This is a genomic window from Bacillus sp. MBGLi79, from assembly GCF_002953915.1.
In genome coordinates, this window is the sequence record NZ_CP026521.1 from 3,966,634 (window position 1) to 3,981,667 (window position 15,034).

Annotated in this window: 14 protein-coding genes; all 14 read right to left on the reverse strand. The window is 48.4% G+C overall.

Annotated elements, in window-relative coordinates; translation table 11 throughout:
- Window positions 1–969 carry a polysaccharide pyruvyl transferase family protein gene (locus C1T29_RS20290; protein WP_103749357.1) on the reverse strand — a complete coding sequence of 323 codons (969 nt, stop codon included), beginning with the start codon at window positions 967–969 and terminating at the stop codon, window positions 1–3.
- Window positions 948–2,114: a DegT/DnrJ/EryC1/StrS family aminotransferase gene (locus C1T29_RS20295; protein ID WP_103749356.1), complete on the reverse strand. Its 1,167-nt coding sequence runs from the start codon at window positions 2,112–2,114 to the stop codon at window positions 948–950. The genes C1T29_RS20290 and C1T29_RS20295 overlap by 22 nt, the downstream gene beginning before the upstream one ends.
- A gap of 4 nt (window positions 2,115–2,118) precedes the next feature.
- Window positions 2,119–2,769 (reverse strand): acetyltransferase, encoded by a 651-nt coding sequence (locus C1T29_RS20300; protein WP_095431929.1) that lies wholly within the window; start codon window positions 2,767–2,769, stop codon window positions 2,119–2,121.
- Window positions 2,766–3,374 carry a sugar transferase gene (locus C1T29_RS20305; protein WP_014480945.1) on the reverse strand — a complete coding sequence of 203 codons (609 nt, stop codon included), beginning with the start codon at window positions 3,372–3,374 and terminating at the stop codon, window positions 2,766–2,768. The genes C1T29_RS20300 and C1T29_RS20305 overlap by 4 nt, the downstream gene beginning before the upstream one ends.
- A complete protein-coding gene (locus C1T29_RS20310; protein WP_103749355.1) occupies window positions 3,371–4,888 on the reverse strand; it encodes an MATE family efflux transporter in 1,518 nt (505 codons plus the stop codon). Before C1T29_RS20310 ends, C1T29_RS20305 begins: the two co-directional genes overlap by 4 nt.
- The gene (locus C1T29_RS20315; protein ID WP_103749354.1) at window positions 4,885–5,919 is read right to left on the reverse strand and encodes a glycosyltransferase; all 1,035 of its coding nucleotides are present in this window, start codon (window positions 5,917–5,919) and stop codon (window positions 4,885–4,887) included. The genes C1T29_RS20310 and C1T29_RS20315 overlap by 4 nt, the downstream gene beginning before the upstream one ends.
- Complete coding sequence (locus tag C1T29_RS20320; RefSeq protein WP_103749353.1) at window positions 5,916–6,992, reverse strand: polysaccharide pyruvyl transferase family protein; 1,077 nt, start codon at window positions 6,990–6,992, stop codon at window positions 5,916–5,918. Before C1T29_RS20320 ends, C1T29_RS20315 begins: the two co-directional genes overlap by 4 nt.
- A 4-nt stretch (window positions 6,993–6,996) precedes the next feature.
- A complete protein-coding gene (locus tag C1T29_RS20325; protein WP_095431934.1) occupies window positions 6,997–8,031 on the reverse strand; it encodes a glycosyltransferase family 2 protein in 1,035 nt (344 codons plus the stop codon).
- A gap of 24 nt (window positions 8,032–8,055) precedes the next feature.
- A complete protein-coding gene (epsG, locus tag C1T29_RS20330; RefSeq protein WP_095431935.1) occupies window positions 8,056–9,159 on the reverse strand; it encodes a biofilm exopolysaccharide biosynthesis protein EpsG in 1,104 nt (367 codons plus the stop codon).
- A complete protein-coding gene (locus C1T29_RS20335) occupies window positions 9,156–10,310 on the reverse strand; it encodes a glycosyltransferase family 1 protein (protein ID WP_103749352.1) in 1,155 nt (384 codons plus the stop codon). Before C1T29_RS20335 ends, epsG begins: the two co-directional genes overlap by 4 nt.
- Window positions 10,303–11,139 carry a glycosyltransferase EpsE gene (gene epsE / locus C1T29_RS20340; protein ID WP_071582394.1) on the reverse strand — a complete coding sequence of 279 codons (837 nt, stop codon included), beginning with the start codon at window positions 11,137–11,139 and terminating at the stop codon, window positions 10,303–10,305. The genes C1T29_RS20335 and epsE overlap by 8 nt, the downstream gene beginning before the upstream one ends.
- A complete protein-coding gene (locus tag C1T29_RS20345; RefSeq protein ID WP_103749351.1) occupies window positions 11,136–12,281 on the reverse strand; it encodes a glycosyltransferase family 4 protein in 1,146 nt (381 codons plus the stop codon). Before C1T29_RS20345 ends, epsE begins: the two co-directional genes overlap by 4 nt.
- An 11-nt stretch (window positions 12,282–12,292) precedes the next feature.
- A complete protein-coding gene (locus C1T29_RS20350; RefSeq protein ID WP_189396844.1) occupies window positions 12,293–14,113 on the reverse strand; it encodes a polysaccharide biosynthesis protein in 1,821 nt (606 codons plus the stop codon).
- A 234-nt stretch (window positions 14,114–14,347) separates the two neighbouring features.
- Window positions 14,348–15,031, reverse strand: a complete 684-nt coding sequence (gene epsB, locus C1T29_RS20355; protein WP_040081747.1) for a protein tyrosine kinase EpsB — start codon at window positions 15,029–15,031, stop codon at window positions 14,348–14,350.
- Window positions 15,032–15,034 lie beyond the last annotated feature (3 nt).

The following is a 15,034-nucleotide window of genomic DNA, read 5'->3' on the forward strand; positions in this document are numbered from 1 at the left end:
TCACACGTGAGCAGGAAGGTTTTCCTTCTTTGAGGCGTCCTGGATGAGCCGGGTGCTTGGCACTCCTTCCATCCAGGTATGAAAGTAATTGGCGTTTTTCCCATAGGAATTATCAATGACCGTGTTTTCTTTTTGAAGAAGAGAAGACAAGATGTGGCCGTGCAGCCTTGATGTTTCCACCGATTCGTAACGGCTGAAAAACCGAATGGCTTTTTTGACGATATAATCCGAGTATTTTCCCCATATATACGCAATAGGCAAAGGGTTGCCCGCTTTTTTGTTCAGGACGTTGAGCGTTTGCAGAAAAGCGATCGTCCGGCGGTCTGAAGCTGACAGGACCGTGCGCCAGTCGTGGCTATCCGCTTTTGCGTGTTCCTGAAGCTCCTGGTTTGCTTCATGATCTGTTCGGATAAATCTCAGCTTTTGATTAGACGGCTGCTGCGTGGGAATGACGGGAAACAGCTGATGAGCCATATCAGGCAGAAGCTGAATGTGATTTCTTGAAAAATAAGCCTGTGCCGTAGCATAGGAGGCTTTTTCCCTTATCATGATGTGGAGATTCGCATGCTTAGAAAATATCTCCGCCGTCCGCTTGAGGTTGTCTTTGTTTTGAAAATAAATCGATTGCGGCAGGATCACAATTTTGTGGTTCGGATAGGTTTGGATAATTTTCTCTCTAAAGCCTTGATAATACGGATACAGATCCCCGAAGTTTCCGCCTCCCTGGCAGACGATGATGAGATTAGGATCCAGCTTTCGCCCGACTGGAAAACTGTCAGGATTCCAGCGTTTTCTGACCCGAATCCCGTGTTCTTTAAAGAAGGCTTCTGTTCCTTTCATAATAAATAAATCCCCTACATTCCCATATAGAGGATAGTCAGCATATACGATCTCAGATTGTTTCGGAATGACGTCGAGCAGCCCGGACAGTTTCTGTTTCAGGCTGATCATCGAATGCTTGCTGTCCATTTCTTCACCTCGGCAGTTTGGAATAAGTGCAGTAGCACTTCAATGACCCGGTCTTGCTCATCTTCTGTCATATTGGACCCCGATGGGAGACAGATTCCTCGCTTGAACAAATCTTCGCATACGCTTCCTGTATCTTCATGAGAATAAAATAAAGCCGGATCGAATAGCGGCTGGGTATGGAGCGGCTTCCACAGCGGACGGGCTTCAATGTTTTCTTCAGCAAGACGGTGAACTACGTCATAAGGGCTGAGCCCGTTATCAAGTGTGAGCGTGGTGAGCCAGCGATTGGATATGCCTGCTGCGTACTCCGGCATAAAGCGGACGCCGTCTATGTGACCGAGCGCATTTTTGTATCTCGTGAAAATGGTCCTTCTTTTCTCTACGCGCTCATCCAGCACCTCAAGCTGAGCAATGCCGACACCGGCTAAAATATTGCTCAGCCTGTAATTATGCCCCATTTCACTGTGCTGATAATGAACAGCCGGCTCTCGAGCCTGCGAAGCGAGAAATCTTGCTTTTTCAATTGCGGCTTCATCATTTGAAACAAGCATCCCTCCGCCTGATGTGGTGATGATTTTGTTCCCGTTAAATGAATAAATGCCGAAGCGCCCGAATGTCCCGCTATGCTTCCCTTTGTAGACTGTTCCGAGAGATTCGGCTGCGTCCTCAATGACAGGAACTCCGTATGCATCACACAGGCTTACGATGTCATCCATTTTCGCGCTCTGCCCATATAGATTGACGGCAATCACCGCTTTTGGCAGAGTGCCGTTTCTTTTCGCTTCCTGCAATGCTCTTTCAAGGGCTTTCGGCGACATATTCCATGTGTCAGGCTCAGAATCAATAAAGACGGGCACCGCTTTTTCATATAAAATCGGATTGGAGGTTGCTACAAATGTGAAGGACTGGCAAAACACGCTGTCTCCTTCTTTTACCTCAAGCAAACGCAGCGCCAGATGAATCGCAGCCGTTCCAGAGCTGACCGCAGCTGCTGCTTTTACACCGACGCGTTCTGCCAGCTGTTCTTCAAATAAATTCACGAGCGGCCCAAGCGGCGCGATCCAGTTTGAGCGAAAGGCTTCCGAAATATAGTGCTGCTCCCTGCCGCTCATGTGAGGGGGAGATAAGTAGATTTTTTTATGCATAGAATCATCCTTTGTTTGATGTTTGAATGGCAGAAATGATGCGTGCCGGTGCCCCGGCCGCCGTTACCCTGTCCGGTATGGAACGGATTACCGCAGAGCCGGCGCCGACAATGCTCCAAGCCCCGATTGTGATCTGCGGTATGACGGACGCACCGGTTCCAACGTGAGCGCCTTCCTGAACGGAAACCGCTCCTGACAGTGTGACACGCGGGGACAGATGAACGTAATCGCTGATTTGATTGTCGTGCTCTGCCACTGCGCCCGTATTGATGATGCAGTGGGCGCCGATGCGCGCATCCGCCTGAATGATTGCGCCCGCCATGATCACTGTCCCTTCCCCGATAGCAGCCGACTTGCTGACGATGGCTGACGGGTGAATCAATGTAATAAAATCATCTTTCTTCAGTCCCAGTCGTTCAGTCAGCTGTTTTCTGACACTGTTATTTCCAACAGCAATCAAAAACAGCACATCGGGAATGAGCCTGCGCAATTCACTAATGGCTTCCGGCGGGCCTGTGTACCATTCTTTTCCGCCTTCGAACGTTTTGAATTTATCATCCAGCACCGCGGCTAAACGCGTATCTGTGCGGGCGTTTATCAGCTCCCTGATCACCTTTCCGTGTCCGCCGTCACCCACAATGGCCACGTTTTTCATGAGGACACATCTCCGCTTCCGGTAAACCGTTCCGCGGTCACATGGTTGGTTTGCTGAATCCCTTCTGAAACAAGAACCTTTCGCACCGTCAAACATAGAATTTTCAAATCGAGAAAAAATGATCGGTTGTCAACGTACCAAACATCTAATTCAAATTTCTTTTCCCAGGAAATCGCGTTTCTGCCATTGATTTGCGCCCAGCCTGTGATACCCGGCTTCACCTCGTGGCGCCGGGCCTGTTTTTCTGTATAAAGGGGCAGATAGTCCATCAAAAGCGGCCGCGGCCCGACAAGGCTGAGATCGCCCTTCAGAACATTCAGAAGCTGCGGAAGCTCATCAATGCTTAGCTTTCTGATCAGCCTGCCTGTTTTCGTCAACCTAACTTCATCGGGCAGCAGATTTCCTTCACTGTCCCGTTCATCCGTCATTGTCCGGAACTTATACAGGGTGAACGGTTTGCCGTGCAGGCCCGGCCTTACTTGCTTAAAGAAGACAGGTGATCCTATTTTCAGCCTGACAACGGCGATGGTGAACAGAATGATCACACTCGTACAGCACAACAAAAAAATGGCGGCCGTCAGATCAAAAAGTCGTTTCAGGATCAAAGATTCACAGCTCCTTTCGTTTTTCGAAACCGTTTTAGTATCAGCTGTCTTTCCTCTTTTGTACAAACGAGCATAAAAGCGAAAACAGCGTAGCAAAAGCTGACTGTCACTCCCGTCGCTATCAGTGACGTCCAGCCGTCAATCTTCACAACAAACTGCATGGCCTTACAAACCGTCCAGGCAAACACAGCGGCTGAAAGAGGCCCGATGATGCCTTTAAAGAACACGTGCTTTTTGCAGCCTGTAATGCGGGATACGTAAAGCGGCGTAAAGATGGCATTCTTTAAAATAAGGGAAATCGCCCCGGCCAATGTTATGCCGTACAGACCGAGATGAGCCGGCCCGCTCAGCGTGACGGCCAGCACCACATTCACTGCGCCTAACAGCAGGGTAACAATCGCCGGTGTTTTTTGTTGATTAAAAGCGGTCCAAATATAAAACAGCGGCATAAAGGCGAGGCTGATCACCAAGTATCCGGCATGAATAAATAAAAGCGGTGCTATCGACGAAAAGGACGGTCCGAGCCAGATTGTCAGAAAAGGCCCCGCCAATCCGCCCAATAAGGCAGCAGGAAGTGCAAGCAAAAGGCCATTCAGCCTCACTGCCTTATTGGCGTAATTCATCAATCCGTCCATATCGCCTTTTGAATAATATGAAGTCATGATAGGCGCAAACAGGGATGCGACCGTTCCGGCCAAGCTGCGCAAAAGCAGCGGAAACTGGATAATCGCCGCGTATTTCCCGGATGCGGACGCTCCAAGCATCAAATTGGCGGTTAACAGATCAATCTGCAAAAAAAGCAGGACGCCGATTTGATTGACGGAGCTCCATGCGCCCGCTTGAAACAGCTCCTTGCTTGTGCGGAATGAAAGATCCTTCATACGGAACGAAAACCATGGAATCAGCTTTTTGAAGAAATAGAAAGACAGCACAGACGCGGTGACAGCACCAGCTAAAGCGGCAAGCTGGATCTGCCAGATTTTTGGCGCAAAGCATGCAAACAGGAGCAGCACAGACAGCACGCGTACAAGCATTTGCACCGCCTGAATGGAGCTGGTGATGTAAAGGCGGTTGGCATAAAATGGTGCAGCCCCGAAACCAGCCGTCAAAAACGTTAAGATAAACAGCAGACTGCCGATCAAAATCGACACACGCACATCAGCCAAAAGCGCTTGCGGCACATTCATGACGCGGTCAACAAAAAAAGCCGAGCCCGCAAGCGGCAGCAAGAGAAGCAATGAAATCAAAACAGAGGCCGCTAAATAATTGCTGATATACGCATTTGCTTTCTCCCGCTCTCCCCTGTGGGCAGCAACAGAAAAGAAGCGAACGACAACCGAGCTGAGAGCCACGGTGATAATCGAAAAGTAATTAATCACATTTTGTGTCAAGTGAACAAAGCCGAACGCTTCCACACCGAGCGTTTTGACAATAAAAGGCGTCATCCAAACCGACAGGAAAACAGACAAGAGAAAAGCCGTAAGATTCGCGCTAAAGTTTATCGTGAATTTCATGCCTGCTTCGCACTGCCTTTCATCGTCCTCCGCTGCTCGAAAAACAGCTTGATGAGAAAAGCGAGCCGCCATTTACACAGTGCCAATATCAAACGCTCTCCTCTTAATAATTTCTCATGCTGAAACGGTGTATGTCTGACAGCCTGCCGCACCATGTCATAGGACAAAATCTGTCTGATCTTCTTTTTGATGTCTTTGGACGAACGCGAAGAAGCACAGGCATTTGCCAAAAGCATCGGAAGCTGGTGCCTGCAAATGTACACATTCAAATCTTCTTGGCATGCGCCTGCTAAGCCATAGTGATTGTAGAATGCGATTTTAGCCTGATATTGTTTTTGAAGATGTTCATCCATCGCCGGCTTATAAGGAGTTTCTGTCAGGCTGTTCGGGTTTTCACGATAAATGTACAATCCTTCATCAAGCATTTTCACCCGCTCCGCTTCGCGAAAAGCGGACAAATTGAAGGGAGAGTCTTCAGCAAAACGGATGTCTTCCTCAAACATCAGATTCGCCCTATCAAAAAGCTCACGACGGTAAAGATAACGCCATACATACCAGATAAATCTCGTTTCGTGAGCATATTTAAGCCATTCAGTCATTTCTTTTTTTGTCAGCACGCGGTTTGCCTCAAGCTGCGGCGCCACATATGTCCGCCTGTCCGGTGACTGCTTGTAAAAACCGCATCCGGCGATGTCGAGCCGATTTTGCTCCGCTTCTTCAGCCAGTCTCTGGAACATGGCGGAAGATACATAATCGTCTCCGTCTACAAAGCCAATGTAAGTGCCCCGCGCGGCCTTTATTCCCGTATTTCGTGCTGAACTAAGCCCACCGTTTTTCTGATGAATGACCCGGATTCTCGCATCCCGTTTTGCATAGTCCTCTGCAATGTCTCCTGACCGATCCGGTGTTCCGTCATTCACGAGGATGATTTCAATATCAGAAAGCGTTTGGCCAAGCAAAGAATCAATGCACTCCCCTATAAATGGTTCAACATTATACATCGGGACAATAATGCTGACAAGCGGGGTCATTGCGCTTCACCGCTGATTTTGTCACGCAGACCTTTAAAATACACATCTCTCGGAAAGCCGGCACGGAGTGTTTCTTTTGTTAAAAGCTCATTGACTGCGGCTGTTACACGCTCCGGCTCCGGATGTTCAATCAGCTTCATGAATGGGATGTCTTTCAGCCATTGATAGCCTTCCATCACCTTATGGTCAAAGGAGCGAATAACAACACACGGCGTTCCTGTCAGCGCGCAAAAAATCATGCCATGAAGCCTGTCAGTGACGACGGCTTCTGCGCTTTGCAGCTTAGACCACAGCGCTTCAAGCTCTTGTTCCCGTGTATCGCGGCTGACCCGGCGCCCAATAGTTGTCGTAAAGGAATTGATCTCGCCGAATTCCTCATATAGCGCAGCTTTGAGCCGGTTTCTCTGCTCCTCCTGAAGCACGCTTTCCCGGTCCTCGCGCAAACACATATAAACCCCTTCGCGCTCTGCGGGGGCCTTGCTTCTGTCTAAATACAGCACCATGTCCGGCTGCTTCAGAATTGTTTTTTCTTGAAAATGCTGTTTCATAAATTGATACGTTGTTTCATCCCGTGCCATCAGCAACAGGTCCGGGTGCGAATTATAAATTTTCTGTGCCCGCTTCAGCTCTTTCCGCCCTTTTTTCGTGTCGGAAAAATGAGTCGTTGCCGGAAGCTGGACAACCCGATAGTCATGAAATGTTTTAATGATGAAGCGGCGAGTCCATTCCTCATAACGGTATAAATCCCCCATGTTTCCGCCGCCGATGATAAAGACCATATCCTCCGGGTGGCGCGAGCGGATCAGGTTTTTTGCTGATTTGTAAATGTCCTTCATATCGACCTCGATGATGTCAAAGTCCGGGTATTCTTGCTCAAGAAATGCCTTGCTGGCATAAGCAATTGCGTGATCTCCCAAATTGTCATGGGACGGCAGCAGGGTCAGTATGATTTTTTTCTGATGTGCTGCGGCCTTTACCGGCTGGTCTGCCGCTCCCAGCCAATATTGGGACGGGTATTTGACCTTAAGCAGCAGCCATTCTGCAAAATTAATTTTCAACGATTGTAACGACATGTCCTCACCCTCTGTTTCTCATTTTGTACTCGATCACCCGCTGATACACAGCCGATGCCATCGCGACGAACGGAATCATTCTGTATTTCGCCATCAGAAGCAGGCATGACCGTTTTGCGTCAAAAGGCGCTGTTCCCGTTTTTGAAAGACTTTCTTGAAACACCGGGTCCGCGCATATCATGCCAACATTTCTAAGCTTTTCAAACAGCCGGCGGCTGCCGCTCGTTTTCCATTCATTCAGCATACAGAGGCTGCTGTGAAGAATGATAAAGGTATCAAGCTCCTTGCGGTACTCCTCCAGTTTGTTGTTCTCCTGTAAAAACGCCGCATTCGCCTCATACAGCGCAAGCCCTGATTCAAACAGTTTTTTCTGATAGCGCTGCACAATGGAGGAAAGGTGAATTCGGTAATGATAGAGCGGCGCTTTTACATAGGATACCGAGCGGGCGAAAAAATGAGCCCTGAAGCTGAAAAACTGATCCTCGACATGCTCCAGCTCGCCTCGGAGCGGAAACGACAGCCGATGGGCTTCAATCATGCTTCTTCTGTACAGTTTGTTCCATGAAAACCCTCTGACCTTTCCTTCGAATAATGCCTTGATATAATGCTCCTTCGGCTGATCCTGATAGGTTTGGGCAATGTCTGAGTCCATGGTTTTGCCAGTATCCTCAAACTCCGCGGCGTAATTGCAAATGACCAGATCAGTTTCATCGCCTGCTGCGCGGAGCATCTGCTCGCAATAATCAGGCTCGATCCAATCGTCTGAATCGATAAACGCGATAAATTCGCCGCGTGCAGCTTCAATGCCTTTATTCCGAACCGCACCGAGCCCCTGGTTTTCCTGATGAATCACCTTAAACCTGTTGTCCATTTTGGCGTATTCTTCCGCGATATCCGGGCTGGCGTCAGCTGAACCGTCATTGACGATGATGATTTCAATATTGTCCACTGTCTGGTTCCGCAGTGATTCGAGACACGTTCTGATATATGTTTCTGTGTTATAAACAGCGACTAACAGACTAACCGCAGGTGTTTCCATAATGACCGGCTCCTCGTGCATAAATTACCGGGAAAAAATCGTTCTGTAAGGCAGAACCGATGAATCAACCGGCATAAGCAAATAACTGTAAAGAAAATAACAAACAACGATAGCAATATAGATAAGAGCGTTCGATTTTTCATCAAATATCCTGACGAAATAAGGGACTAGGATCATTTGATACAGACCGAAATAAATATTGAATCTGGCAAAAATCACGTCCTTTGTGGCCAAAAGGCCGAACAAAAAACCTAGCAGGCACAAATTGACGACAATATCAATTTGCGGCCACAGACTCCGCAGTCGTTCTTTATAGCAAAATGCAAGGAACAGCGGCAGAACCAAAACAGCGATTTTGATCACATTCATTCCATTTGTGTTTGTCATAAGCCATTTTTCATAATGGCTGTATGAGCTGTTTTCAAGTACAACGACAAACACAGAAATAAATTTTTGATATAAAAAGGTCATGCCGAGAAATAAAGCGGATAGGCCGAATATCGCCGGAGACCAGGCTTTTCTTCTGACAATAAAGTACACTGGAATCATAATCAGCGCGGACGAATGAAAGAGCGAGCTGACCAGCACAATGAGAAAATATCGCTTCCAGTTCCCGCTGATGATATAACGGAGCGCCCAAAACAAAACAGCTGCCACCATGTATTGCCTGATGCCGTTAAAAGACGCGTAATAATGAAAGGTTCCCAAAAATAAAAAGACACTCAGCTCAAACGGCCTGCCATAATCGGCGAGTGTCTTCATAATAAAGCTATAGGTCACGGCCGCAACCGTAAAATACATGATTTGCGGATCTTCCGTGATAAAATTCATCAGCCAAAGGAGTGCGGTAAACCCCGGATCTGTCGCCGTTTTTGCTGTGCCGAAACCGAATATCTGCCACACATTTTGATAATCGCCCGCCAATTCGTACAGCAGTGTGTACGTCTGAAAATCCGTGCCAACTCGGTAGCGGAGGCCTGACACGAGCACAAGTGAAGCGAGCGGAATCCAGATCAAAAGCTTATTCGGCCGATACCCCGTGGCAAGCGAATCGTCACGGCCGCCGCACATTTTAGCGAACCAAGACCAAACAAATACAATCCCCATATTGACGGCATATACAATCATCGGTTATTGTCCTTTTCCGTACGGATGTTGTATACATTCAGCAGCGCTCCTACATTTTGCTGTGCATCGTAGCCAAGTTGGGCGAGTGTTTCCTTGATGAGCTCGCGCTTCGGCCTGCCTGCGGCGGCCGCTCTTGCAATGGTTTCAGCCCAAATGCTGATCGGCTCAGAGAGACTTAATCTTGTGACAAGCCCGAGCCCGGCGTCGACTTTTTCTGTAATGCTGTCTGAAATGATGCATGGAAGCCCCGACGCCTGCGCTTCCACAAGCACAACCGGCAAGCCTTCGTACAGAGACGGCATGACAAATACATCGAATGTACGCATCAATTCATGAATGCGGTCTTCAGTGCCTAAAAAGAGAACCTCTGACAACAGATCCTGCCGCCGCGCCTCCTCTTCCATTTTCTCACGCAGCGGCCCGTCACCTGCGAGAACAAGCTGAAAGCGAACGCCTCTTTCTTTGAGATGTGCGGCAAGCTTCAGGAGAAACGCATGGTTTTTCACTTCATGAAACCGGGCCACATGGCCAATGATGAGCCGGTCAGCTGCAATACCGCGGGCTGTTTTTTCTTCATCAGCCGCCTGCCCATTTGGGGCGAACAGCTCAAGATCAATCCCGTTCGGAAGGAGGTGAACACGCTCCCGCTCCATGTTGGACTGTCCAAATAAAAACCTGCCCGCATCCTCTCCGCAGGCACACAGCGCTGTCGCATTCGCCAAGATGAGCCTCCTGAACACCATCAGCTGCAAGCGATCCTTCCAATTGAAGCCGGTCTTCCAAGACGTATTGTGGGAATGGCAGACCCTAATCGGCACTCCGGCGAGCCTTGCCGCAAGGGCGATAAAACCCGTTTGGAAATCTGTATGCGCATGAACGGCGCTGAACGGCCCGTTTTCTTTTATCGCGTTTCTCACATTCCTCACAAATGTAAGGGGATTGCTTTGGCCAATGCTCGGGACATAAAAAAGCCGCCCGCCTAAGGATAAAATCTCTTCATCGTAAGCGCACGGATCATTTCGATACGTTAAAAAATCAAATTGTACTTTGCTTTTGTCCATCTTCCGATATAAATTCATCACCATGGTTTCCGCGCCGCCCCTGTTCATGCCGCTGAGAACATGGAGCACGCGTTTTTGGCCGCTATTCATGCTTGACAAGCCCTTCCTTTTGGTTCATTACTCTTTTTTTGTGGTAGCGATTCATCACGGCTGGAGGCATAAACGCGCGGATTAACGGTTTTGCGATATATATGTAATTAGATACAGGAAGCTTCAAGCGTCTGCACGCCTGATAGACAAGAATGGCGTTGTCAATCGAATACGTAAATGACCGCCGTTTGAATGCATCGCTGTCTTCCCTCACTTTATACAAGGCTTCTTGAAGATTATAGCCCCTGAAGCCCTCTTCAAAAAAGCGAAGCCACAAATCGATATCCTCCATTCGTCTCGTCCGCCGCACCGACCGGTAGCCTTTCAGCGTGCGATAGGCACTCGCTCTCATCATAATCGTGCCGTGGCAAAATGGGGTCCCTTTTGCCATGACGCCCGGCTCCGGAACAGAAGGCAGGATGCGGGTGCCTCTTACGCCAAATTCATCAAACACAAGCATGCCGGTGCCAACCACCTGATAGTGGCGGTGTTTTTCTAAAAACGCGACCTGCTTTTCCAGACGGCGCGGAAACGAAATGTCATCTCCGTCCTGACGTGCGATATAATCGCCTGTCGCATGCGAAAGACAATGATTTAATGATGCGGCAAGCCGCTTGTTTGTTTTGTTTCGAATCAGTTTGATGCGGTCGCTGTAATGCGCGGCATACTGCTTCGCGATGCGGAGCGTGCCGTCTGTTGACGCATCATCGCACAAAATCAGCTCCCAATTTTTATAGGATTGGCTGAGTATGGATTCTATGCTTTCTGCCAACGTGCGCTCGCAATTATAAATGCCCATAATGACAGAAACTTTCGGTCCTGAGTTCATACGCTTTTCTCCTTTGTATCCATATCCATGTACGCGGAATAAATATCTGCCATTTCTTCCACCGTTCGCGCCTCCGAAAAGCGCAAGGCTGTTTTTCGGCCTTCCTGTCCCAGCTTTCGGCAGAGTTCCGGCTTATGGTAAAGCTGTTCAATCCGGCGGGCAAAAGCAGCACTGTCACCGATTTTGACCAGAAAACCGTTTTCTCCGTCGCGGATGATTTCCCGATGCCCGCGGTTATCTGTGGCGATCGCCGGTTTTTCTGCCGCCATTCCCTCAAGCACATTCATGCCAAGGCCCTCTCTCATGCTGGATGCGACAGATACATCTGCAAGCTGAATCAGCTCATGTATGTCGCGGTAAAAGCCGTAAAAACTGACATTGGCGGAAGCGCCAAGCTTTTCAGCTAACGTTCGATACGTTTGTTCCATTGCCCCTTCCCCGGCAAACACAAGGCGTAGCGAAGGAATGTTTTCTTTTAGCAAGGCTGCGGCTTCAATTAACAGCTTCTGATTTTTGTTCACATTGAGCTCAGCCGGATAAACCAATATAAAATCATCTTCACGGAATCCGTGTTTTCCTCTGAGTCTTTGCTGCTCTTGCGGGCCAACAGGCCGGAAACGCTCGGTATTGACGCCAATGCCGTGAATTTTCTGCGTCCTTCCGCCCGGCCTTTGAAGTCCTTTCGCCCGTGTGTAATCCTCTTCATTGATCGTGATCAGGCAGTCCGTATATGCTGAAAGCCACTTTTCGACCGGATAGTATAGAAGCCAATTTTTCATCGGCGCCCCTTTGCAGAAGTGAAAGCCGTGTGCTGTGTACAGCACCTTCGTTCCGCACCGCCGCGCCTGCCGCGCCGCCAGCCTGGCGAGAACGCCGCCTACCGGTGTATGGCAATGAACCATGTCGTATTCATGGGTGTCGATCACTTTCTTCAGCTGCCTATAAACGGACAGATTCTGAGGGTGAAAAGGTGACCTGCGAATCGGGATGGAGAATTTCTCATCCACATACGGCAGCTTGGTTTGTCCGCTCGCGGCGACATGAACCTCCCAGCCCATTCGCTTGAACCATTTAAAATAAGGGAGGTGAAAGGCCTTAAAGTGATAATCAACAGTCGCGCAAAACAATATCTTTTTCGTCATTTTCACTCCCCCTAATGAACAGTGGCAGCCGTCATGTTGTCTGATGTATTGATTGCCGCAAACAGCCTCGCTCTCAGGTCGGCTTCCGACAGTTCAGTGAAATCCTCGATAAAGCGCATCAGCACCGGCCAATCGCCGTCTACTGCTTTACCAATATGAATTTTTGGAAAGACTTGTTCAGCGTGGACTTCATTTTTGTTCAGTAATTCTTCATACATTTTTTCGCCGGGACGAATGCCTGTGAATTCGATTGGAACCTGCTCAGTCGTGTAGCCGGACAAATGAATGAGGTTTTTGGCAAGATCCACAATCTTTACAGGCTCTCCCATATCGAGAACGAAAATCTGACGCCCTTTCGCCAGTGCCCCAGCCTGAATCACAAGCCTTGATGCCTCGGGAATCGTCATGAAATAGCGGGTCATTGCCGGATGTGTTACTGTCACAGGGCCGCCTTTTTCAATTTGTTTTTTGAAAATCGGAATGACGCTGCCGCGGCTCCCGAGTACATTGCCGAAACGGACAGCGACAAATTTGGTACTGCTGACTTTTCCAAGATTCATAATAATCATTTCCGCGAACCGTTTTGTCGCCCCCATTACATTGGCTGGGTTCACCGCTTTGTCTGATGAAATCAGCACGAATGTCTCAGTTCCCGACATATCGGCTGCTTCCGCGACATTTTTTGTTCCGATGATATTGTTTTTGACCGCCTCTTCAGGATTGTGTTCCATTAAAGGGACATGCTTATGGGCAGCTGCATGGTAGACAACATGCGGCTCGTACTTTTTCATTAAGGTAAACATTTTATCGCGGTCCTGCACATCAGCGATTTCCGTATGGAGCACAATGTGTTTGCCGAATCGTCCATTCAGCTCTGTATAAATCGAATGAATGCTGTTTTCCCCATGGCCGAGCAGAATGATTTCCTTAGGCAAAAACGCGCTGATCTGCCGGCAGATTTCCGAGCCGATTGATCCGCCCGCTCCTGTGACGAGAACTGTTTTTCCTTTGATGCGGTTCGAAATTTCGCTAGTGTCGAGGGTCACTGGCTTTCTGCCGAGCAGATCCTCAGCTTTTACATCTCTGATTTGTCCGGCAGTTCGTGTGCCGAGCAGCATTTCATCAAAATGAGGCATAATTTTAATGCTTACTCCGGTTCGCACACATTCTTTATATAACACCTGAAGCTCATGGGTGCGGAGTGAAGGAATGGCAATAATAATATAGTTAATTTTGAGCTTTTGCACCGCAGGCATGATACTTTCTTTTCCGCCGATTACGGGCAGCCCCATGATTTCTAATTTATGTTTCGTTTGGTCGTCATCAATAAAAGCGACAGGTATGATATCAGGTTCATCTTTGGAAAGCAGCTGCCTGACCATCAGAGTCCCGCCTGAGCCCGCCCCGATAATCAGCGCGCGGGATGAGGCGCAGCGTTTTTTTCTAATGCTTTCGTTTAATACTCTGGATAAAATACGCGTCCCTCCAATGGACAAAAGCTGAAGCACCCAGCACGCGGTTAACAGACGAAAGAACATCGTATGATACACAGCATACTGAATGACGCCGGTCACAGCGGCGGAAAGCGTAATGCCTTTAAGCAGGACAAGCAGCTCGCCGAGCCCGGTGTATGTCCACACCTGTTTATACTGATTGAACAGGAAAGCACACACATGATAGCTGAGGAGCAAGCTGACAGCGGTAAGCAGTAATGCTCCGGAGTCATAAAATTGATAGGAATCTTTTAAAAATTGATATCCTGCAATAACTGAATTTAAAACGAGGTAAGTATCCAGCGCAATAATCATTGATAGTCTTCTCCGGTAACTCAACCTATTCCCCCCTAATTCTTTTATCGGTTTAGCTGCGGCGGTTTTCGTCTCTCCAAAACATCGGCAACAGCTAAACCGACAACACGTCCTATGTATATATCAGATAAGTGGGCATTTAACCCATCCTCACGCCCCGCCAGCGACGACCAGCATCTAAGGCAGCAACTTCAGCTGCCCACAGCAGAGCCGAGTGCCTCCATTGATACAGGTCAGGAGACATCACCTTTCCAAAAACTAGTAGGAATAGTGTTCCGATTTTTTCATTTTCTTTTTGTTTAAAAGAGCGCCTAACAGCTTCGCATTGGATTGTTCCAGTGCATCTTTTGCTTTCAGGACGGTATCGGTTTTTGTTTTTCCGCTTAAAACGACAAGCACGCTGCCGTCTGTTTGATTTGCTAGAATCTGAGCATCGGCAACAGCCAAAAGCGGAGGGGAATCAAAGATGACGAGGCTGAATTGTTCATAGATGTCAGATATTAAATCTCCCATTGCTTTTGAAGACAGCAGTTCTGCCGGATTTGGCGGGGTCGGGCCGCTTGTCAGTATGTATAAGTTATCGATCGGCGTCTTTTGCACCGTCTCACTGAGTGAAGCATTACCGACCAGCACATTTGTCAGCCCGGTTACATTCTCAACCTGAAACGTCTGATTGATGGTCGGCTTTCTTAAATCGGCATCCACTAGCAGTACTTTCTTTTCCTGCTGCTGCGCAAAGACAGCCGCAAGATTCGCTGCACTGAACGATTTACCTTCACCAGGCACAGAGGAGGTGACGAGGATGGATCGCAAGTTGGTCTGGACAGATGAGAACTCAATGTTTGTCCGGATGGTGCGATATTGTTCCGCAACAACTGATTTATTGTGTAAAACAGATATTTGAGCCAAACCTCGCCTTGCTTTCTTTTTTCTAAAGATCACTCG

Coding starts and splice junctions, on each gene's coding strand:
- C1T29_RS20320 (WP_103749353.1), bottom strand. CDS start 6,992: ATGTCGTTACAATCGTTGAAAATTAATTTTGCAGAATGGCTGCTGCTT.
- C1T29_RS20295 (WP_103749356.1), bottom strand. CDS start 2,114: ATGCATAAAAAAATCTACTTATCTCCCCCTCACATGAGCGGCAGGGAG.
- C1T29_RS20335 (WP_103749352.1), bottom strand. CDS start 10,310: ATGAATAGCGGCCAAAAACGCGTGCTCCATGTTCTCAGCGGCATGAAC.
- C1T29_RS20325 (WP_095431934.1), bottom strand. CDS start 8,031: ATGGAAACACCTGCGGTTAGTCTGTTAGTCGCTGTTTATAACACAGAA.
- epsE (WP_071582394.1), bottom strand. CDS start 11,139: ATGAACTCAGGACCGAAAGTTTCTGTCATTATGGGCATTTATAATTGC.
- C1T29_RS20310 (WP_103749355.1), bottom strand. CDS start 4,888: ATGAAATTCACGATAAACTTTAGCGCGAATCTTACGGCTTTTCTCTTG.
- C1T29_RS20315 (WP_103749354.1), bottom strand. CDS start 5,919: ATGACCCCGCTTGTCAGCATTATTGTCCCGATGTATAATGTTGAACCA.
- C1T29_RS20290 (WP_103749357.1), bottom strand. CDS start 969: ATGGACAGCAAGCATTCGATGATCAGCCTGAAACAGAAACTGTCCGGG.
- C1T29_RS20345 (WP_103749351.1), bottom strand. CDS start 12,281: ATGACGAAAAAGATATTGTTTTGCGCGACTGTTGATTATCACTTTAAG.
- C1T29_RS20300 (WP_095431929.1), bottom strand. CDS start 2,769: ATGAAAAACGTGGCCATTGTGGGTGACGGCGGACACGGAAAGGTGATC.
- epsG (WP_095431935.1), bottom strand. CDS start 9,159: ATGATTGTATATGCCGTCAATATGGGGATTGTATTTGTTTGGTCTTGG.